The 20,275-nt window shown below is 66.3% G+C and carries 15 protein-coding genes; 5 read left to right on the plus strand and 10 right to left on the minus strand.

Translation table 11 applies throughout. The features are described from left to right. Window positions 1-3: 3 nt before the first annotated feature. Genes AKJ09_RS42005 through AKJ09_RS42015 form a run of 3 tightly spaced genes read right to left on the minus strand, consistent with a single transcriptional unit; the run spans window position 4 to window position 5,569 of the window. On the minus strand, window positions 4-1,272 hold the full coding sequence (locus AKJ09_RS42005; protein WP_146653461.1) for a PEGA domain-containing protein: 1,269 nt from the start codon (window positions 1,270-1,272) through the stop codon (window positions 4-6). Then, complete coding sequence (locus tag AKJ09_RS42010) at window positions 1,272-3,959, minus strand: FG-GAP repeat domain-containing protein (RefSeq protein ID WP_146653462.1); 2,688 nt, start codon at window positions 3,957-3,959, stop codon at window positions 1,272-1,274. Before AKJ09_RS42010 ends, AKJ09_RS42005 begins: the two co-directional genes overlap by 1 nt. A 32-nt stretch (window positions 3,960-3,991) precedes the next feature. Beyond that, window positions 3,992-5,569, minus strand: coding sequence for a serine/threonine protein kinase (locus AKJ09_RS42015; RefSeq protein WP_146653463.1), 1,578 nt, complete (start codon window positions 5,567-5,569; stop codon window positions 3,992-3,994). A 638-nt stretch (window positions 5,570-6,207) separates the two neighbouring features. On the opposite strand from AKJ09_RS42015, the gene AKJ09_RS42020 reads away from it, so the two are divergent. Then, window positions 6,208-6,462 (plus strand): hypothetical protein, encoded by a 255-nt coding sequence (locus AKJ09_RS42020; RefSeq protein ID WP_146653464.1) that lies wholly within the window; start codon window positions 6,208-6,210, stop codon window positions 6,460-6,462. A 109-nt stretch (window positions 6,463-6,571) separates the two neighbouring features. Here the strand turns inward: AKJ09_RS42020 and AKJ09_RS42025 are convergent, their stop codons facing one another. Further along, window positions 6,572-6,952, minus strand: a complete 381-nt coding sequence (locus AKJ09_RS42025) for a nuclear transport factor 2 family protein (protein WP_146653465.1) — start codon at window positions 6,950-6,952, stop codon at window positions 6,572-6,574. 406 nt (window positions 6,953-7,358) lie between these two features. Between AKJ09_RS42025 and AKJ09_RS42030 the strand changes: the two genes are divergently transcribed. From AKJ09_RS42030 to AKJ09_RS42045, 4 genes are all read left to right on the plus strand, one after another. Beyond that, a complete protein-coding gene (locus tag AKJ09_RS42030; RefSeq protein WP_146653466.1) occupies window positions 7,359-8,504 on the plus strand; it encodes a hypothetical protein in 1,146 nt (381 codons plus the stop codon). 170 nt (window positions 8,505-8,674) lie between these two features. Further along, on the plus strand, window positions 8,675-9,418 hold the full coding sequence (locus tag AKJ09_RS42035; protein ID WP_146653467.1) for a hypothetical protein: 744 nt from the start codon (window positions 8,675-8,677) through the stop codon (window positions 9,416-9,418). A 180-nt stretch (window positions 9,419-9,598) separates the two neighbouring features. Beyond that, a complete protein-coding gene (locus AKJ09_RS42040; RefSeq protein ID WP_146653468.1) occupies window positions 9,599-11,671 on the plus strand; it encodes a TonB-dependent receptor plug domain-containing protein in 2,073 nt (690 codons plus the stop codon). Window positions 11,672-11,673: 2 nt separating this feature from the next. After that, complete coding sequence (locus AKJ09_RS42045) at window positions 11,674-12,447, plus strand: hypothetical protein (protein WP_146653469.1); 774 nt, start codon at window positions 11,674-11,676, stop codon at window positions 12,445-12,447. 11 nt (window positions 12,448-12,458) lie between these two features. Here the strand turns inward: AKJ09_RS42045 and AKJ09_RS42050 are convergent, their stop codons facing one another. From AKJ09_RS42050 to AKJ09_RS42075, 6 genes are all read right to left on the minus strand, one after another. Next, window positions 12,459-13,142: a hypothetical protein gene (locus AKJ09_RS42050; RefSeq protein WP_146653470.1), complete on the minus strand. Its 684-nt coding sequence runs from the start codon at window positions 13,140-13,142 to the stop codon at window positions 12,459-12,461. A 64-nt stretch (window positions 13,143-13,206) separates the two neighbouring features. Next, window positions 13,207-14,196, minus strand: coding sequence for a sensor domain-containing diguanylate cyclase (locus tag AKJ09_RS42055; RefSeq protein ID WP_146653471.1), 990 nt, complete (start codon window positions 14,194-14,196; stop codon window positions 13,207-13,209). Window positions 14,197-14,436: 240 nt separating this feature from the next. Beyond that, the gene (locus AKJ09_RS55290; protein WP_146653472.1) at window positions 14,437-16,134 is read right to left on the minus strand and encodes a helix-hairpin-helix domain-containing protein; all 1,698 of its coding nucleotides are present in this window, start codon (window positions 16,132-16,134) and stop codon (window positions 14,437-14,439) included. 20 nt (window positions 16,135-16,154) lie between these two features. Continuing rightward, a complete protein-coding gene (locus AKJ09_RS55295) occupies window positions 16,155-17,864 on the minus strand; it encodes a PHP domain-containing protein (RefSeq protein WP_169928298.1) in 1,710 nt (569 codons plus the stop codon). A gap of 16 nt (window positions 17,865-17,880) precedes the next feature. Next, a complete protein-coding gene (locus AKJ09_RS42070; protein ID WP_146653474.1) occupies window positions 17,881-19,515 on the minus strand; it encodes a Y-family DNA polymerase in 1,635 nt (544 codons plus the stop codon). Window positions 19,516-19,523: 8 nt separating this feature from the next. Next, window positions 19,524-20,207 (minus strand): P-loop NTPase family protein, encoded by a 684-nt coding sequence (locus tag AKJ09_RS42075; RefSeq protein ID WP_169928299.1) that lies wholly within the window; start codon window positions 20,205-20,207, stop codon window positions 19,524-19,526. Between the last annotated feature and the right edge of the window lie 68 nt (window positions 20,208-20,275).

Below are 20,275 nucleotides of genomic sequence, written 5' to 3' on the forward strand. Positions count from 1 at the left end.
TGCTCAGAATCGGCCGGTGACGACACCGCCCCACGTTCCCGGGGCGACGAGCGGCGATGCGGACAGGTCGATCGAATGCTCCGGGTGCTTCGGAACGGGTCCTGGCTCGATCGAACGCGGTTGTTGCACGCCGACCGACGGATGGTCGAAGGCATAGAGAATCGCACCGCCCGCCACGAGTGCCGCACCTGTCGACAGGCTCACGATGGAGACGGTGCGGAAGTCGTCTCGCTTGTCGATCGCACGATTGTGCGCCTGGAGCTGGTCGGCATCGATGTTCCCTTGGGCCCGGGCGTCATCGATGTCATGCACCTTGTTCTCCTGGCCGAGGGCCGCGAGGGCAAAGGCTCCGCCCGTGACCACGCCGGCGACGCCCAAGCCGAGCATCGTGTAGGCCGCGACGCGCTGACCGCTCGTCTCGAGCTTCGGTTCGAAGCGATAGGGCTTGCCGCGCGGCAGCACGACCTCTTGCGAGAACGGCTTCTTGCCGTTCGCCGTCACGCTGAGAACGTGCGGTCCCGGAGGGACTTCGATCGGACGCGCAAGCGGTGTCGTCGCCACGATGTGACCGTCGACATAAACGTTCGCCACAGAGCCGAGGGCCACGGTGATCTGTGCCGGTCGTTCTTTGAGCGGCAGATCGAGGGGCTGATCGACGGGCGTGTCCCCGGAGACGTCGCGCTCTTCGTCGACATAGCCCTCCGCAAAGACGCGCACGCGATGTTTGCCGGGCTCGAGGTCCGAGAAGAATGGCACCTCTTGCGGTGCACCGCCGTCGAGCGAGGCCCGTGCCCCTGGCGTGGGTGAGTAGACGGTGACGCGGGCCTTGCGCTTCGCTCCTGACGCTGGCGCCGGCGACACCGCTTGCTGCGGATCGAGCCGTGACTGGCGTGCCTCGAGATCGGCCTTCGCTTCGGTCGCCTCCGAACGACGCCCGCCGCTCGGGACCTGCTCGAGATACTCTCTGTAGTGCTGGATGGCGCGCCGCAAATACGATGCGTCGTTGCCGGCGAAGAACTCCTTGCGCTCGGCTTGGGCCAGCGAGAAGAGCACCTGCGGGCGAGGCGCGAGCTCGTACGCTTGCTCGAAGCTCCGCACGGCGTCGGCGTAACGCGCCGCCGAGTACGCGCCGACGCCCGCGTTGAAGAACGTTCGCGCCCGATCGACCTCCTCCGGCGTAGGCTCTTTGGCCGGAGCCGCCGCAAACGCGGGCTGAGCGAACACGAGTCCGCTCACTCCCAGAAGCAAGCGCAGGAGCGACGTCGCACGCATCACGGCAACCTCGCCTTCTGCAGGCAGACGCGAATCGCGCCGAGATCGGTCACAGCGAGGTCTTCCACGCCGTCACCGTCGAAGTCGCCCGCGGCGATGCTGCTCCCGTAGCTGAGGCCGCCGGTCGAGAACAGTGCCTGTGTTGCATCGACGGGCGGGTCGAACCCGTGGTCTTTCTTCGCGCGTACCCGGAACGCGTGATTCGGGGTCACGATCGCGAGCTCTTTTCGCGCTCCCTTGTCGTCGCCACCGACAGTGACGAGCGTGAAATCGAGGGGCGTCAGCGGGTCGGTCGCGCCGCTCGGCTTCGGCAGCGGTACGGCGACAGGTGCTTGGAACGGGTACTTGTGATCGCTTCCGTCGCTGAAGAACACCCACGTGCTCGTCACGCCGCCCTTGTCACTCATCAGCGCGACGAGATCGAGGCGGCCATCGACGTCGACGTCGAGCAGGTCGATGCGCGATCCCGGCACGGGATAGAGGTTCGGTACCGCGTGACCGTCGCTCGGGTCGTACGAGGAGCCAGGAACGCTGCGAAGGATCCGAATCACGGCGCCCGTGCCCGAGGGATCGCGCGCGAGCGACACCGTTTCGGCGATGCCTTCGTCGCCGCCATCGATGTCCCCGGCAACGAACAGAGGCTGGAAGGATTCGGCGCGGCTCGCTCCGTAGAAGTCGAGCGCTGCCACCTCGCTGGGCGTCGAGAACGACGCGTTGCCGCTTCCGATCGCCAACCACATGCCGAACACGGGATCGCCGGAGTCGACGCCCGTATCGGCTCGCCGCGTGTAGCCAGCCGCGAGGGCCAACAGATCGACGCGGTCCTTGACGACCGCCGGCGCAGCGACGAGACCGCTGGCGAGCCACGTGCGCTGAAGGTTCGGCGCCGAGAGCGGTCGCTTCGAAGCGCCGTCGAGAAAAAGCAGCGGCGCAATCGGCTGTCGCTCGCCGCTCGGCAGGAGCAAAGCCACCGACAACGACGGAAGGTCGGACGCGGTCGCTCCCGGCGTTCGCGTGGTGATGGTCATGCTCGCCTCGCTCGCCATGAGCTGCCGGACGTCGGCCAGGCGGCCCACGATGCGCGGAGCTTCCGGCGGCATGGAGAACGGCCGACCGAAGGCCACGCCGATCTCACCGATGTTCGAGGCGGCACGTGTCTGGACGAACGAGACGTCGCGCGTGCCGTCCAGATCGATGTCCGTGGTCACGACGTTGGTGACCGGGCCGTTCGTGGAGATCGTGAACGAAGGCATCACGATCCCATCGGCCACGAACGGACTCGCCCCCTCGAGAACGTCGAGGTCGGGCGCTTCCGACGATCCCCCCACGACGTCGAGAAGGCCGTCGCGATTCAGGTCGGCGATGGCCGCCACCGTCCAGCGTTTGGTGGGCGCCTGAATGAGGAAGCTCGCGCGCCGTACGCCTCCGTCGGAGGCACCTCCATCCGTCCCCGGCGCCCCTCTTCGGCTCATCAGGACGCCACTCGGCAGGACGAAGTCTGCCGCGCCGTCGCCGTTGAGGTCGGCGGTCGCAAGCGGAAGCTCGGGCAAGGCATCGATGACGACGAGCGGCGGGAGCACGGCGGTGCCGTTTCCCTTGCCCACGTAGACCTTGCCGCTCGCGCCTCCGACGATCAGATCGAGAGCGCCATCGCCATCGACGTCGGCGATGAAGACGCCCGTGACCCGGCTTTCGCCCGTGGGAATCGCGATGTCGACCGCCGGACGAGCGCGGTTCCAGGTGACGAGTCCGCTGTCCTTCCTGCACGGGGAGAAGATCTCCACCTTCGAGCCGGACGACGTGTTGAGAGCGACGGCGACCTCGCCACAGGCGGACGTGCCGTCGAGCGTGAACATCCTCCCCGCCGCCGGCATCCCGGCGAGCTCGTCGGCCGAACCGCCGAGTGCCTTCTCGTAGCCGAGCTTTCCTTTCTCCAGATCTTCGTCGAGCGACACGATGACGTCGATGCGTGCGCCGTCCTTCATCGCGGTACCGACGGCCAGTTGCGAGTCGGCTCCGATCGGCACGTCTGCGGTCGTCGCGTCGAGGGCTACGAGCACACCGTCGAATCCCGGCTTCGTCACCGTCGGAAAGACCTTCGTGACCACCGTGCGATCGGTCTGGCCGAGAATGAGTCCCACGCCGCCCGCCGTCGCCGTCGCGAGACGGAACGTGTAGCCGAAGGCGATGTCGTCGCGCGCGTCCTTGTCGAAGTCGCGCACCACGGGAGAGCCGAGAACGGCAGGCAGACCCACCGTCTGCGAGAGCACGCCCTTGTCGCCGAAGTAGTGAATGCGTCCCTTGGCTGGCGCGCCGCCGAGCGCGCTCGTGCCGAGAATGTCCTTTCGACGATCGCCGTCGAAGTCTCCGACGAGCATCGCCGTGACGCCCGCCGAAACGGCTTCGTTCGCGTGCTCGAACTCGCCCGTGGCTTGCCGGCAGAATCCCTGCACGCCGCATCCCCACCCCTGCGGACACGTCTTGTCGGGATCGTTCGGCGCGCAGAGCAGGCGGCAAGCGGAGGCTCCATCGGTAGGCTTCCCGCACTGCGCCGCCGGGAACGAGTCGCAATCCTCGGTGGTCGAATCGACGACGCCGTTCCCGCACGTGTCCTCGGCAATCGGATCGAGCGAAGCGCAGTCGAGCATGAAGGCAAAGCACGCAAGCGCGAGCGGACGGAAGCGCATGAACGAGGGCACCTCGAAATCGGGTGAGACCGTCAGTCGAAACTGGGAAGATCGGACGGGCGCGCGGGATTCTTCCGCGCTGCTGCAGGCGTCTCCCTGTCGAGCGACACCGGCACGAGCACGTTCTCCGTCGGCGTCAGCGAGACCTCGCGCGCCTTGAACCCCTTCGCCGTGACCGTCATCTTCACGGCCTCGCCGCGCTTCAACTTGAACGGCCCCGGCGCTTCGCCGAGCTCCTTGCCCTCGACGAGGACCTTGGCCTTCGGTGGCGCTCCTTCGACACGCACCTCGACGTCGGTGATGACGGGCACGGGTGCAGGCGCCACGAGCGAAGCCGTCGGCGGCGAAGAGGCCGAAGCGACGGGCGCAGGACCATTCGATGCGCTCTGGACTGCATTGCCCGTCGACGCTGCAGGAGTCGGACCACGCAACGCGAACACCGCGCCCACACCGCCGAGAAGGAACGCAATGGCGCCGACGGCGATCATCCACGAGCGACCGCGCGAAGCCGGCGGGACCACGTCCGCTTCGGCCCCGAGGAACGTCTGCGCGTTCTTGCCAGCACCGCTGCTCAGGTCGAGTGCCGTGGGCATCATCGCCGCCGCTGACGTATTCGCGCCGACCACATGACGATGGCTCGGCGTGGCCGCGGGAATCGGCTTTCCCCCCGCCGCCGACAGCTCCGAGAGCGCTTCGGCGATCGAAGCCGGCCGCTGGCCGGGCTCCTTCGCGAGCATCCGGCGGAGCGGCGCGTCGATCCCATTCGGCAGCTCGGGCACGAGCGTGGAAGCCGAGGGCGGCTCGGCGGTCATGTGTTTGACGAGGATGTCCATCGCCGAGTCCCCATCGAAGGGAATCTCGCCCGTGAGAACCTCGAAGACCATCGCCCCGAACGAATAAACGTCGGTGCGGGCATCCACGTCGAGCCCGCGGCACTGCTCGGGAGACATGTAATAGGGCGTGCCCATTGGAGTGCCCGTCTTCGTCTTGTGGTTGCCGTTCTTCTCCGCGAGAAGCTTCACGAGGCCGAAGTCGAGCAGCTTCGGTGTGATGGTTCCGTCTTCTTCGAAGACGAGGAACACGTTCTCCGGCTTGAGGTCGCGATGAAGAATCCCCTTCGCATGCGCCGCGTCGAGCGCGCGACCGAGCGGCAACAGAATCGGAATTGCATCACCGACGCTCAACCGACCATGTTGCGCGAGGTACTTGTCGAACGGCATGCCGTCGAGAAGCTCCATGACGTAGTACTGGCGACCGTCGGGGAGCTGCCCGAACGAGAAGATGTCGATGATGTTCTTGTGGCGGATGTGATTGACCGCTCGCGCCTCGGCGACGAAGCGCGAGACCATCTGCGGGTTCGCCGAGAACTCACGCGACAGCACCTTGACCGCCGCATGCTTGCCGATGAGCGGATGCACGGCGCGGTACACGGCACCGAAACCGCCCTCGCCGAGCTTTCCCTCGATCTGGTACTCGCCGACGATCTGACCGGCCTCGAGCTCGCGATCGACGTGCGCGAGGGCATCGTCAGGGAGGAGAGCCACGCCGTCCGACGCGCATTGCGTGACACCTTCGGAGTAGTGAGTCAGGCAACTCGGGCAAGTGGGCATGACGTGGGACGATTGGCGCCTGGCGCTGCAAGTTGCAACACCAGCTTCTCCGTCTCGGCCTTCGAAAGCAAGGTTCGCACCTCTTGCCGCTCCGCAGCAAGCCTGCGTCGCACGCGGAAGACTCGAGCGGAGCCGCGAAACCGGGTCAAGGCCGTGCCTCGTCGTCCACACCGGGGGCGTGAACGCGCGCCCTGAACCACGCAACGTTCATCACTGGACGTGACCAGGACCGGCGAGCGGCGCGTTCACCACGGAGGCTCGACGCTTGGCACTTCGATACGTCCTGGGGCACTCCCGATGCCTATCCACGTGTGCGCCTTGCTACCACTCGCACACCAACGCACCGGCGACGGACGACGCACGCGTTTCGCGGCGAACGGGTCGACCGCTCAGCGCGGCTAGCGGCACTGCGTGCCCCAGAAGCCCGTGGGGCACGGGCAGGTGACGCGAGAGACTTGCATAATGCATCAATCAAAGCGGGCGCGCACGGCTAGCGAACACGCGCGCACAGCAGAAACGGCGGCGCGGGAGCCTTTCGTCCCCTCGATTTCCCGCACATTTCGCGAGCGACAAGGCGGCACGCTCTTTGGAATCGCGCCCTGTGCGACCAGCAGAGGTCGAAACGGAGATACCCAAAGATGAAGCTCGAAATGATGTTCGGATCGCTCGCCGTGCTGCTCAGCCTCGTTGGATGTACGGCCGCCGAGGACGAATCGGAACCCGTCGTCGAACCCAACGACACCCACACAAATCCGCTAGCCGCCTTCAATTCGCAGCCGGAGCCGCCGGGCGTCGTCCGCTTCAACCCGCAGCCCGATCCACCGGGCATCGTCGCGCCGCCGCCCGATCCCGCGGACGATACCAAGTCGTCGAGCACGCGCGTGGACGCGTAACGCCCCCTCGGCACCTGAGCCCGTCGGCCCTGTCCGCACCTGGCGATCGCTTGGAGGCTCGACAGAGGCCGACGTGGACTGAGCGAGCGTCGGATCCGCGGTCAGCGCTTCAATGCCTCGTTTCGCGCCAGCGCTCGCGCCAAGCCGGCGCCTCGAACGGATCGGCGAAGTACTGCGTCTCGTGGGCGATCTTTCCGTCGCGAAACTCCATGATGCTGACCGTCGGGACCGGGCGCCCGTCGTAGAAGATCACGTATTCGACGACCCACAAATCGCCGGAGCCCAGCGTTCGCCGGATCTCGAACCGACGCCTGGCTGGGTTGTTCCCGCGTGACTCGAGCACGTTGCGACGCCCCTTGAAGCGCTCTCCCGATTGCGGATACTCGAGCTCGACATCGTCGCTGTAAATGTCGACCTCACCCGCGTCATCTCCTGCATTGGATGCATCCCAATGCCGATCGAGCGCAGCCCTGATCTCGACGTCGGACATGCCCACCGGTGCATGCGCGACGCGTGCCGCTCCTCGTCGCAAGCCCGAGCGCTACACGTTGAAAGCTGCGTTGAAGGCAGGCTTTCGCCATGGGTCTTACGGACCGCGCGGCCCGAACCTTCCCTTCAATCTGCGTCTATCGAGACGAATTTTGGAACGAGTCGTTCCCTCCTGGATCGTCGACCAAGGTCGGTCAATCGCGGCCCGCCGTGACCGTCGTTCCGTTGGGTTTCGAACTGTTCGCAGTGAGCACGTCGTATCTTCGAGAAACACCGCTCGACGCCCGCTTGTCGCGTCGATGTGCGTGCGCGGCCTACGGGTTGCAGTGGGAGCTCTACGTCGCTCAGCGAGGCGCGCGTCATTCCGACGTGCTCCTTCGCTCGGCAAAGACGTCACGAGGATCCCGATGCGTCGAGTCATCACTCTTACCGCGCTCTCCACTCTCACTGCTCTCCTGACGAGCCTCGCAGCCGTCGCCTGTTCGGCGGATGCCGCGGACGAGAGTGCGTCGTCCGATGAGGCGTACCGCGTCAAGCCAGACGGTAGCGACGTGCCCGGCACTCTGAACGTCGTGCTTCCGGACGGTGTGACCGGGGTTCGTCCGGCCACCGTTCAAGTCGACCTGAGTGCCGCCACTCCGCTCGGTACGCCGATTACGCAGGTCGCGATCGGCACCAGGACGTTTCGTCTCGAGTCGACCGATGGTGTCACGACGGTCAAGCAGACGCGCACTGCGGACATCGTCTCCGGCCAGACGACGACGATCAAAGCGGCGGTACTCGGTGTGAAGGCCACCGGCGGACCTCGAACGTTCGGTCTCGGCGATCTGCCGTGCACTTACACGCACGGGCTCCTCCAGTCCCCGAATCAAACGGGCCGCTACGAGTGCTATAGCAACCTGAAGGACGATGGCTCGACGCTCGTCCCGATCATCGAAGGCCAGTACGTCTACACGTTTGGCCTCGCCGACGGCGTGACTTTCAAGATTGCGCCGGGCGAGACGAAGATCGTCGCGCTCACCGACTACAGCTCGCGCAAGGTCGCCCACCTGAAGGCGCCGGCGCGCGAGCTCCCCGACGTGACCAGCAACTCGGGGCCGCCCGCAAAGCAGTGGCGCATCTACTCGGGCGGAACGGTCAATACGCCGAACGCGATCATCGACGCGGCGGATGGAAGTGAGCTCGACATCGGCCTCATGGCGGAATACGCGAACAACAACCGACACAACTACAGCATTCAGGCGCACGGTTGGCACAACGACGTGGCCCTTCCGATGGGACAGCTCGGGGCAGGGCCGCTCAACGTCACCTTTGGTCGGCTAGACGTCGATGACGTCTCCGTCAACGGTGGCGCGCAAACGTACCGCGGCAAGTACAACGTCGTTCCCGTCGACGCGAACAACCGCGCGATTGGCGAGAAGCTCATGTTCGACGACGCGCCTACCGGAACGGGGATCGACGTTCTTCCCGGCCGATATCAAGTCACCATCACCTACAACACGAGCGAGTCCGGACTGAAATCGGATATCCAGTACGTCGATATCCCCTGGTGACGTGCGCCTCCATGGTCATGCACGCGACGCGATCCGTGGGGAAGGTTTCGGTGACGCCTGCCGTACGGTGCTCTCGAATGAAGACCACCCGCGCCGTTTTTCCCGTTGTCGTTCTCGGGACGAGTCTCGTCGCGTGCCTGCCTCGGCCTGCCCCCGGCCCTTTCGACGCAATGACGAATTCGCCTGGATTTCGCTCTCCGTCGCATCCTCCAACCACCCCCGCACAATGGGCAGGCAACGAGGCGGCGGCGAAAGAGGCTGCGCAGAAAGCCGGCGCGACTGAATTGGCGCCGCCCGTTCACATGGTCGCGCAAACGGGCGGCATGGTGATGCAACACTTTCCCGTGGCCGCAAACACCTGCTACGAGCTCGGAATTGCCTGGTCATATCCCGCGACGCTCAACGCTCATGCGGGGTTCGAAAACAAAGAGAATCTGCAACTCGGAGGTCGAAGCGCGAAGATCGATGCGCCAGCGGGAGTCCTCCACTTCTGCACCGATAAACTGGGCAGTGTGCTCATCACGTTGAGTTCGATCACGCCCGCCGGTCCGATCGCCAACGCGGAATTGCTCGAATATGCAGTCGTCGTCGGGTCGTGGTCGGAGACACCGGAGCAGACGGCCGCCCGGCGCAAAGAGGAGACAGAAAAGGCAGCCGCGACCCAAGCCTGGATGGATGCCAACGTCGCTCGCGCGAACGCTCGCGAAGAAGCCGATCGCAAAGAGCGATGCCACCGCTGCGACGAGGATTATCGAGCCTGCCAGGTCAACGCATCCTACCGACGGAGCCACCCCGCACGCGGCGTCTCGTTCACCGAGAGTTGCGAGTCGAAGTTCACGTCGTGCTCCTTCGGCGGCGAAATGTTCGACCGTCGCGAAACGGGCAAGAAGCCGTGCGGTGACCCTCCGCGCTGACGCGTGTCGAGCCGACCACGCGGCGCGTCAGTGAACTGCTGCAGACCGTTCCCGCCGTTGACCGGGGCACGGCGCAGCAAGCTCGACCATTCGTTCGAGAGACGACGCTCCTGAATCGCACCGCCCGTCGACGTTCTCGTGACAAAAAGCGGGATTCAAGCACAGATACTACGTGCGCCCGTGCCGTTTCCGCCCCGTCCTCGCGCTCGCGTCGTTGCCCTCGCCTCCGCCGTCTTCGTCGCGGGGGTAGCCTACGGGCGGAACGCAACGGCGGCCGAGGACTCGGATGCCTCCGCGCCGAGCGATCCATCACCCGAAGACGGCGGTGCCGACGCGAGCCTTTCGGTAGACGCGCAGCCGCTCGCTCCCGTCGCTGACGTGGGCGACGCGGAGCCGGCCACCGAGGCAGCGCCCGCCGCCGACGCGGGACCGGCCACCGACGCGGGGCCTGCCGCGCCTCTCGAAGAAGTCGTGGTGCGTGCGACTGCCGGCTCTCGCCCCACGAAGAGCGTGACGCGCGCCGAGATCCGTCAGATGCCCGGCGCGCTGGGCGACCCATTGCGTTCGGTCGAGAGTCTGCCTGGCGTGTCGCCAACGATATCCGGTCTTCCGTATTTCTACATTCGTGGCGCCCCGCCGAACACCGTCGGATTCATGCTGGACGATATCCAGCTTCCGTACGTATTCCACGTCGGGCTCGGACCGTCGATCGTGCATCCCGCGTTCGTACGTTCCGTGTCGATCGAGTCGGCGGGCGGACCGCCGCGTCTCGGACGCGCCGTCGGATCGTTCATCACCGCAACCACCAACGCCCCCGCCGAGGAGACGACCTGGGAGGCGCGCCTCCGAGTCATCGATTCTTCGGCGTTCGTCGAGGCGCCATTCTCGAACGGGCTTGGGCACGCCGCTATTGGTGTCACGAAGTCGTATGCCAACGTCCTGCTCAGTGCATTTGCACCTGGGTATTCTCTCGATTACCGCGATTTTTCGACACGTCTAACGTACGACGTGGGGCCTCGCGATCATCTAACGCTCTTCGCCCTCGGCTCTTACGACTTTGCATCCCAGCGAGAGATCGGGAAGGAGGAGGATGTCTTCTTTGCGTCGGAGATCTATCGGGTCGATCTGAAATGGCAGCACGATCTCGACCATCGTGGCGAGCTCCGCGTCGGCACCACCTTCGGATACGATCGATCGCGACTCGTCTCCAACCGCTTTGCGCGTGACCAATCGGCGGCCGCGAGGGTCGTGCTGCGCCAGCCTCTCGGGGAGACGTGGATCATCGAGTCCGGGCTCGACACGCGCCTCGACGCGTATGGTGCCGATCTCCCCTCGATGTACTCACTCACGGAAGCCGACTACGCAGAGACGTCGCGCGTCTTCGGTAACCACCTCGACACCGTGACCGGCGCCCATGCGTCGCTCCGCTGGCGGCCGCTCGATAGCCTCGATCTGATGATTGGCGGCCGTTCCGACGTGTACACCTCGAGGGAACGCGTGATCCCCACTGTGGAGCCGCGCACGTCTCTCGCCTTCTCCCCTACCCGCCGGGTGCGGTTTCTCACGGCCCACGGCATCGCCCATCAAACTCCCGCCTATCTCGTTCCCATTCCTGCTCTCGCGATTCCTGGTCTCGCCGGCGGACTCCAAGAGTCCTTGCAATCAAGCGTAACGGCCGAGCTTCTCGCCCCGTTCGACGTTCTCGCCAGCGCCACGATCTTCCGTGGTGTGTTTGCCAACCTGAGCGACTTCGTGCTCGTGCAGAGCGAATATCCCCTCCAACCCGGACCTGGATTGCGCGGCGAGAGTCACGGCCTCGAGCTCTCCGCCAAGCGGCCGCTGCTCGGCGGGTTCGGCATGCAGATCGCGTACACGCTCTCGCGGACCACGCGGCACGATTCCCGGTCGGAGCCGATCCTCGGCGGCTACGACCGGACGCACGTCCTCAACGTGGCACTCATGCTCGACCTCGGAAAGGGCTTCACTGCGAGCGCACGCTTCCTCACGTACACCGGATTGCTCCGTGATCCGCAAAGCGGCTCGAGCGATCGCCTGCCGTCGTTCATGCGTCTAGACGCACGATTCGGCAAACGCTGGAAATGGGGCAAAGGCTATTTCGGAGTGGTGGTGGAAGCCTTGAATGCAACGGCGTCGACCGAGACCATCGCGATTCGCTGCGACGACAAGGGCTGCACACCACGCACCATCGGCCCGATCACCATGCCGAGCCTCGGCATCGAAGCAGGGATGTGACGATGCGCTCACGACGGACTTCCTCCAAGCTCGACTTCGCCCTCGCGGGAATCGTGGTGGCATCGATCGGCGGCGCGAGTGCGTGCCTTCCGTCCGACGAAGACACCGCGCGCGGTGCCCTCTACGTCGAGCTCGACGCCGCGCCGCTCGTCGTCGAGCAAGGCAGCTTTTCCGTCTCGTTCGAGCGACTGGCCATGCTCGCGGGCGCCGACGCCGTGGATTGCCACTCCTATTTCGTGGTGGAGCGGCCCCTAGGAGCGGTCGCCGTGATCGACCTGATGAAGCCCTATACGTTCGAGCATAGGGCGCTCACCGAGACAGAGTGCGCGGTGGCGGCAGGCTTCATCAGCACGACGGACACGCCACATGTCGCGCAAGGCGTTTCGCCGGAAGATGGTCAGTTGCTCGCGTCGTCACGCGTCGGGGAAGCGGCGCCTATCGGCAACATGCATATCGTCGCACGGGTTCGATCGGGCACTTCGCCCTCGTCGGTCGTCGAGCGGCGGATCGATCTGCTCCTGACGGGCATCGCAGGCGGCGTGCGGACGCCCCGTCCGATTACGGTACCCCGGGGCGACAAACGCGACGTGTTCGTGCGTTTCGACACGTCACGGCTCCTCCAGGCCCTCCAGGTGATCGCCTTGAGTCACCCCCGCGAGCCGGGAATCGTGAGCACCGAACAGCTCAGGCCGTGGGAGCTCGACACGGTGACCAAGGCGGCGACGAACGCCTGGTCCTTTCGTACCGTCTCCGACGCGGGCCTCGACGGACCGTGAGTGTGGACGACTTACGGCACGCAGGCAGCGACGATGGTCCCGTTGAGCGCCGCGCCGGCACCGGGGCCGACGATCTTGACCGGGGTGCACCGTTGGCCCGTGGGGCAATCGGCGTTTGCCTGACAGAGCTGCGTCTGGCCTGCGCCGCACGCCGTGCCCGACGAACAGGTCGCCCCCGAGGCGGCCCCTGCCGCGATCACCAGCGTGCCTTCCGTGCAGTTGATCCCCGCGGCGAGGGTCGCGACCTCAGGCGCTACGCAGCAGGCCGTACCGCACTGCCTGGCTGAATTGCATGCCCACAAGAGCTCGTCGGCATTGCAGCCCGTCAACGTACACGACTGCGTTTTTCCGTAGCAGACGTTGGCCGATTGTTGGCCGCCGCACGGGAACGTCGTCGTCTGGAACTTGCACACGATTGGCCCGGAAGCGTCCGTGTTGCCGCCGCTGGGCGGATCGCCCGACGACGCGTCACCCGACGGTGTGTCGCTCGATGAGGTGCACTTCGGCTTGCCCTCGATCACGTTGCAAGACAGCCCCGTGTTGCACGTTCCATTGGCGAAGCACGCGCCGTCGAGCTCTCCCTGCGCAATCGTTGCCGACGTGCCTGGCGCGGGATCGTCTCCCACGCAAGCAGCCACAGCGAATGTACCGATGACCGCTGCGCCGATGGACAAGAAGGCCAGAAGCTTCCGCATCCGGCCGAGGCTATCACGCGTGGGCGCATGCAAGAGGCCCTAGAGAGCGGCTCCGGGTCGCGGCTCAGATCTTCGGCGTGGCCACGACCACCCGATTGCGGCCGAGGCGCTTGGCCTCGTACATCGCTTCGTCGGCGCGGTTTTCGAGCTGGTCGGGCGTCTCTCGCTTGTCCCACGTGGCGACGCCGATCGAGACGGTCTGGCGGAGGCGCGCCATGTCGATCTCGAACGGCTCGGCGTTGAGCGTCTGCTGGATGCGCGCGCCCGTGGCGTGCGCTTGCGTGGCGCCGGTCTGCGGCATGATGAGGACGAACTCTTCGCCACCTCGCCGGACGAGGACATCGACGCGACGCACGGCCTTCCGCACACGATCGGCGAACATGCGGAGCACCCCGTCACCCACGGCGTGGCCATGGATGTCGTTGACCATCTTGAAGTGGTCGAGGTCCATGTAAAGCAGGCTCACGTCGCCCGAGGAGCGGCTCGCGCGCTCCATTTCCTCGACGAGGCGCGGTGTGAGGTAGCGATGGTTGAAGGCCATCGTGATGTCGTCGAACATCGCGAGGCGACGCAGGCGCGCGCGCTCGATGGGCGGCGCCGAGCAGTTGGCGAGCAGTCTCAGGAGCAGCTGCTCTTCTTCACGGAACGCCGCGCGTCGTGACGAGGTGACCGAGAGGACGCCGATGACTTCTCCGCTCGACCAGAGCGGCTCGGCCATGAGCGAGCAGACTTTGTACGAGGCGTCGACCGAGACCCAGCGCGAGTCGAACTCGACGTCGTCGATGCGAGCGGGTTGACCTTGCTCGACGACCCAGCCGCCGACGCCCTCGCCACGTTTGAAGTCGGCGGGGGGCTCGGTCTCCCCCGCCCCAGATCGGGCGCCCGAAAGAAGCGCGGTGCGAGAGGTGTCCAGCAAACGGATCGAGGCGTGATCGGCAGCCAGCAGGTTCAGCGTGGCGTCGGTCACAGTCTTCAAAAACTCTTCGAGCGGACGATCGGAAGTAAGCTCCGCCGTGAGCTGCAGAAGCACCTCGAGTGCGCGCTGCGCATCCACGGAACGTGAGGCTACAAGCTCCCCGCTCTCCGCTCCAGGTGCGAGCGACGTCACTTCGACGTCACAATTCGACAGTACTCCGTTCACGCACGCCCCCCGTCTCAGTCCGAACTCGCTCGCTTCCCCGTGAGCTGCTCGGGCGAGCTCATTCGGCGAGCTCCCCCCCGCGCCCGAGGCTCACGACGCAAGCGCGGCCGCGAGTGTCTTTAGCTGCTCATGCGGTCGTGTCAACGATGCTGATCAGTGGAAATCGCGGCTCGCCGAGACCATCGCCGGCAAGTGCGCATCGAGACGCTCGAGCCGATCGACGACGACATTGATGACCGAAGAAGGTCCTTGTGGGAGACCTTCGGGGGCGTGGCCATCGCCAAGAGCCGACTTCGACCGCGGATCATCGGCACGCTCGAGCTTGCCGTGGACGAGGACGAGTCGAGCGGCCGTGGCGTCATGGCGATATTTTTCGAAGACGCGCGACCAGAGCACGAGGTTCGAAAAGCCGTACTCGTCTTCGAGGGTGAAGAAGACGACGCCGCTCGCCGTGCCTGGTCGCTGGCGACAGATGACGAGACCGGCCACGCTGACGCGCGTTCCGGCAGGCGTCGAGAGGAGATCTCGCGAAGACTTGATGCGCTTCGGCAGCTTCGGCCGAAGGAGCTTCATCGGATGATCGGAGACCGAAACGCCTGTGCGCTCGAGATCGAGGACGAGCTGTTCGGCGCGTGACATGCGCTTGAGCGATGCGCGCGGCTCGTTCGACTTCAAACCGCTCCACAAGTCCATAGGACGCGGCGCGACGACCTGCCAGATGGCATCGCGACGGCCACCCGCCATCGCATCGAGCGCGCCGGATTCGGCGAGCGCCGAGAGGGCTTTCTTGTCGAGTCCAGCACGCGCCCCGAGATCTTCGACGTCGGCGAAGGGTGCCTTCGCACGTGCCTCTTCGATGGCCTTCCCCTTGTCGACTCCCAGCCCCGAAACGATGCGGAGGCCGAGCTCGATCGAGGTCTTTCCCTGCGCGTCGACCGTGCAGCGGCAGTCCCAATCGCTCTTCGCCACGTCGAGCCCCTCGACCTTCACGCCATGGCGCTGCGCGTCTTGCAGGATGGTCGAAGGCGAATAGAAACCCATGGGCTGGCTGTTCACGAGTGCGGCCGCGAACTCCGCCGGGTAATGCACCTTGAGCCACGCGCTCGCGTAGACGAGCAGCGCAAAGCTCGCGGCGTGGCTCTCCGGGAAACCGTATTCGCCGAAGCCCTGGATCTGCTGGTAGAGCCGCTCGCCGAAGGCCTCGGAGATCCCGCGCTCGCGGAAGCCTCGGAGCAACCGCTCGCGATGCTGCTCGAGCCGGCCGGTCTTTCGCCATGCGGCCATGTCGCGACGAAGAGCGTCGGCCTCGCCACCGCTGTAGCCTGCGCCGGCAATGGCGATCTGCATGACCTGCTCTTGGAAGAGCGGCACGCCGAGCGTTCGACGCAAGATCGGCTCGAGGAGCGGATGCGGAGGGTCCGTGGCCTCTTCGCCCGTGCGCCGCCTCAAGTACGGATGGACCATGCCGCCCTGGATGGGGCCTGGTCGTACGATCGCGACCTCCACGACGATGTCGTAGAAGGCCTGCGGGCGCAGCCGCGGGAGCATGGCCATCTGCGCGCGGCTCTCGATCTGGAACACACCGACCGTGTCGGCATTGCAGAGCGCCTCGTAGACGGCCGGATCTTCGCTGGGGATGCTCGCGAGCCGATCGATCGCCGAGCCCGTCACCAGCCCCTGCGGAGCATAGGGAAGATTCGGCGGCGCGTCGGCTTTGGCGGTGACCTCCTTCACGAGGTCGAGGCACTTGCGGATCGCCGTGAGCATGCCGAGACCGAGCACGTCGATCTTGAAGAAGCCGAGCGTGTCGATGTCGTCCTTGTCCCAGGGGATGATCGTGCGGTCGGCCATCGAGGCAGGTTCGATGGGAGCTACCGCATCGAGGGGGCCGCGGAGAGCACGAAGCCGCCGACGTGGATCGACAGGTGCCTGGGAAACCCTTGGATGGCGCGTGCGAGCACGAGCGTCTGGCGCACGCGCGGATCGTTCGCCGAGAGCCCGATCGCCTTGAGGCGCGACTCGCTCGCGGCCGACATGCCGTCCCACCAGGAGACCACACCGGAGAGCCGATCGACCTGCTCGAGCGAGAGCCCGAAGACCTTGCCGACCTCGCGGAGCGCGCTCTTCGAGCGGTACGAGACGACCTCGCTCACCATCGCTGCGCGGTCGCGTCCGTAGGTCTCGTAGATCTCCTGGATGATCTCCTCGCGGCGCTCGTGCTCGAAGTCGACGTCGATATCGGGCGGCTCGCGACGCTCGCTCGAGAGAAAGCGCTCGAAGAGGAGATTCGAACGCGCCGGGTCGACCGCGGTGATCCCGAGGCAGTAACAGACCGCGCTGTTCGCCGCGCTTCCACGGCCCTGACAGAGGATGTCTCGCCTTCGCGCCATGTCGATGATGGCGCGCACCGAGAGGAAGTACGGCGCCACCTCGAGCTCGGTGATGAGCGCGAGCTCCTTCTCGATCTGTGTCTTCACCCGATCCGGGACGCGACTTTCGCCGTAACGCGCATTGGCGCCATCGAAGGTGAGACGGCGCAGAGCGTCGTCGGCCGTTTCGGTGGGGCTTCCGCCGCGGAAATCTCGATGCACGAGATCCGAGATCTCGTAGGGGAACTTGTACTTCAGCGACTTGATCGAGAAGAGGCAGCGCTCGGCGATGAAGCGCGATCGCTCGAGCCACGCGGGGTGGAGCGAGAAGAGGCGCGCCATCTCGTCTTCGCCTTTGAGATGCGCCTCGGCGTTCGGCAAGAGATCGCGGCCAGCCTCGTCGAGCGTCTTGCCCTCGCGGATGCAGTGCAAGACGTCGAACACGGGCTTGTCGCTCGGGCGCGCGAAGAGAACGCGGCCCGTTGCGCACACGGCCACGCCGTAACGACGTTGTGCCTCGAGCGTGCGCGTGACGCGGGCGCGGTCCTCGCCGTCTTTGTGCAGGTGCACGGCGATCGACAGGCGGTTGCCGAACGCACGCTGCAAGACGTCGATCGGCAAGGTGGCGTCGGCCAAGGCCCAGAGCCCCGCGGCATGCTCACAGACGACGGAGAGCGGGATCCCGGCGAAGGTGTTGGCGGGCAGCTCGTCTTCGTCGAGGTCGGTGGTGCGCCGAATCTTCTCGGACTTCGGATGGCGCGCGTGGCTCTTCGTGAGGATCTTGCAGAGGTTCGTGTACCCGACGTGATCTTCGACCAGCACGGTGAGCGTCGTGGCCTTGTTGGGCACGTCACCCTCTTGCTCGTCGAGTCCGTCGGTCTCGAGCGTGAGCTCACAGCCCACGATGATGCGCAGCCCATGTTTCTGGGCTTCCTCGTAGGCGCGGACGATGCCGTAGAGGCCATCGCGATCGGTGATGGCGATCGTGTCGTAGCCGAGCTCGGCGGCCCGATGCACGAGGATCTCCGGCGTCGAGGCTCCGGAGAGAAAGCTGAAATTCGTGCGCGCGGTGAGCTCGACGTACCGCGTCTTGCGCGCCTGGATGCTCTTGCGAAGCTCGAGGAGCTCGGCGGCGAGCTCGGGCGACGCGAACGAGCCGTCCGGTGCGAGCGGAATGCGACTTGTGGGATCGATACGAATACGGCCGGACATCGTTCGTCTCTCGCGATCAGTCGAACCAGCCGCGAACGCGCGTGGCGCCCGACGAACGATCGATCTCCACCCACGCCGGCGACTCGAGCACCCACGCATAGACGAAGTCCACGCTGGGGACGCGCTCGCCGGGCACGTGCCTCCACCACTCGACGGACTCGAGGCGCGTGAGGCGGCGCACGATCTTCACGCTGTCGCGCGGAACGGGCAGCGGCTCGGGCAAGACGCGCGTGGGCTCAGGGATGCTCGAGAGCAAGTGACGGCGTTTGCGCTGCGCGGGCTGCGAGCTCTTGACCGTGGGATCGCCCATACGAACGAAGCGTGAACGCTCTTCGGGAAGCCACGAATCCCCGAGGGCGAGCTTGCCCACGGCCTGCGGACCGAGATCGGCCGCGAGCTCCGCGACGAGACGCGGCAGCGCACGCGCAGCCTTGGGTGTGGCCTCGAAGAGCGAGAGCGCCGACTGGGGCTTTCGCACGAGCGCGGGCGCGCGAAGCTTCGCCGTGAGCACCGGAGCGCGCAAAACGAGGCGCTCGAGCTTGGGACGAAGGGCCGCCAGCAAATCGGAAGCACTCGAGAGCGGCGCGGGAAGCTCGAGGGACACGACTTGCTCGCGATCGCCCGAGTCTCGCTCGCCCGAATCGCCTTCGGCCTCACGAAGCATGGCCGCGTCGAGCCCGAGAACGAGGTCGATGCGCGAGGTGGCGACGGCCCGACCGGCGAGCCGCGAGGCCAGGCGATCGGTGAGGGTCTTGGCCACGAAGACGAGCGCCTCAGTGCCTTCGATGCCGTACTCGAGCGTGACCTCTTCCTCCGGAATCTCCGGCGGAACGTACGGAGCGAGAGGCGCGCGGTCGTCCCCTTCGATGAGCGAGAGGATCACGGGAGCACGCGGACCGAGACGCGTGGCGAGCGCCGAGCGAGGCAGGAGCGAGAGCTCGGCGACGGTGCGCACACCGATCTTCACGAGCCAGCGAACGTCTTCGTCCGGCAAGGGGAGCGCATCGATGCCAAGGCCGGACATGGCCCCTGCGTTCTTGCCCGGGGGAATGACGACCACGGGGCAGCGCACGTCGTCCATGGGCAGGCTGCGCGCGAGGATCGCCGCGATGCGTGGCCCATCGGCAATGGCGATCGAGCACACGTGGCCCAGATCGGCGATGACCCCCTCGAGCCGGGTAGCGAGCATGGTCTCACCGGACTGCTGATCGGGGCCGTGCAGGTGGGCACATCCCGTGACGTCGACCCAGACGACGTCGCTCATGCCGAACGCGTTCGAGGCACTCGCTCTCTCGAACGCACTGGCGAGCGCCCCGGGGGACGCCACGTCGAACGCCACCGTGGCGCCGAATGCGAGTGCGACCTCGGCGATGCGCGCGAGCTCGCCCTTCACGGCCTCGGGACGCACGACCCGCACGAGGAGATCGGGCACCCGCGCGCGCGCCTGCGCGATGGTCTGCCCGGGACGCACGCCAAGAGAGCGTGCTTCATGCGAGACGACGTCGAGGCGCATGTTGCCGAGGAGCTTCGACTCCGTGAGCGGCGCAGGCGCGACGACGATGCCGAGCGGAACATGATCGGGCACGTCGCTGGCGGTGGCCCGGAGGACCTCCACGCGAAGCTCGGGCAGCTCGATGGCGCAGATCCGCATGACGATCCTCAGCTCGCGAGCCGCACGACGTGCGCGGACGCCCCGGTGGAATGCGAGCGGCCCGAGCGATCCTTCGTGACGCGCACGGCGATGGCTTCGGGACGGCGCTCGACCTCGAGACGCAGCGCCACGGGCCAGGGCACCGGACGCGAGGCGTACATGTTGGTGAGGAGGAGGAAGCCGGTTCCCTTCTCTTCCGACGCGAGCGCGAGCTTGCGAACGACCACCGAACCGTCGACACGACGAGGCGCCGGCGCCTTCACCTTCGTTCGCGGGAACGGATGGGGCGTGGGCCCGGCGAGCTTGCCGTCGAGGCCGGCGAGTGCATCGACCACCACCAGATCGAACGCCCCCGAGGCCGCGACCTTCACCACGGTGCGCGCGAGCGATGCGGGATCGGGGCGGACGACGAGAAGCCGATCGAGATCGACCCCCGCTTGCGCAACCTGAGGCGCATAGAGCATGGGCGTGCCTTCCGGCGTGATCCACGCGCACCACGCCTGAGAGTCGGCGGCGTGGGTGGACCGGATGGCCGAGAGCGCGATCGTCGTGGCTCCGCCGCGCATGGCGCCCGCCGCGCCCTGCTTGGACGAGGGGCTGCCCATCGGCATGGCGAGCTCGACAACGGCGCGAGGGAGCCCCTGATGATCGGGCAGCACACGCTCGAGCTCTGGCCAGTCCAGCGAGATCACTGAACGGCCAGGCGTGAGGGACGACGTTCCCTGCTGGACGCCACGGCGTGCGAGGGCCAAAACATCGA

The sequence above is a fragment of the Labilithrix luteola genome (assembly GCF_001263205.1).
GTDB lineage: Bacteria > Myxococcota_A > Polyangia > Polyangiales > Polyangiaceae > Labilithrix > Labilithrix luteola.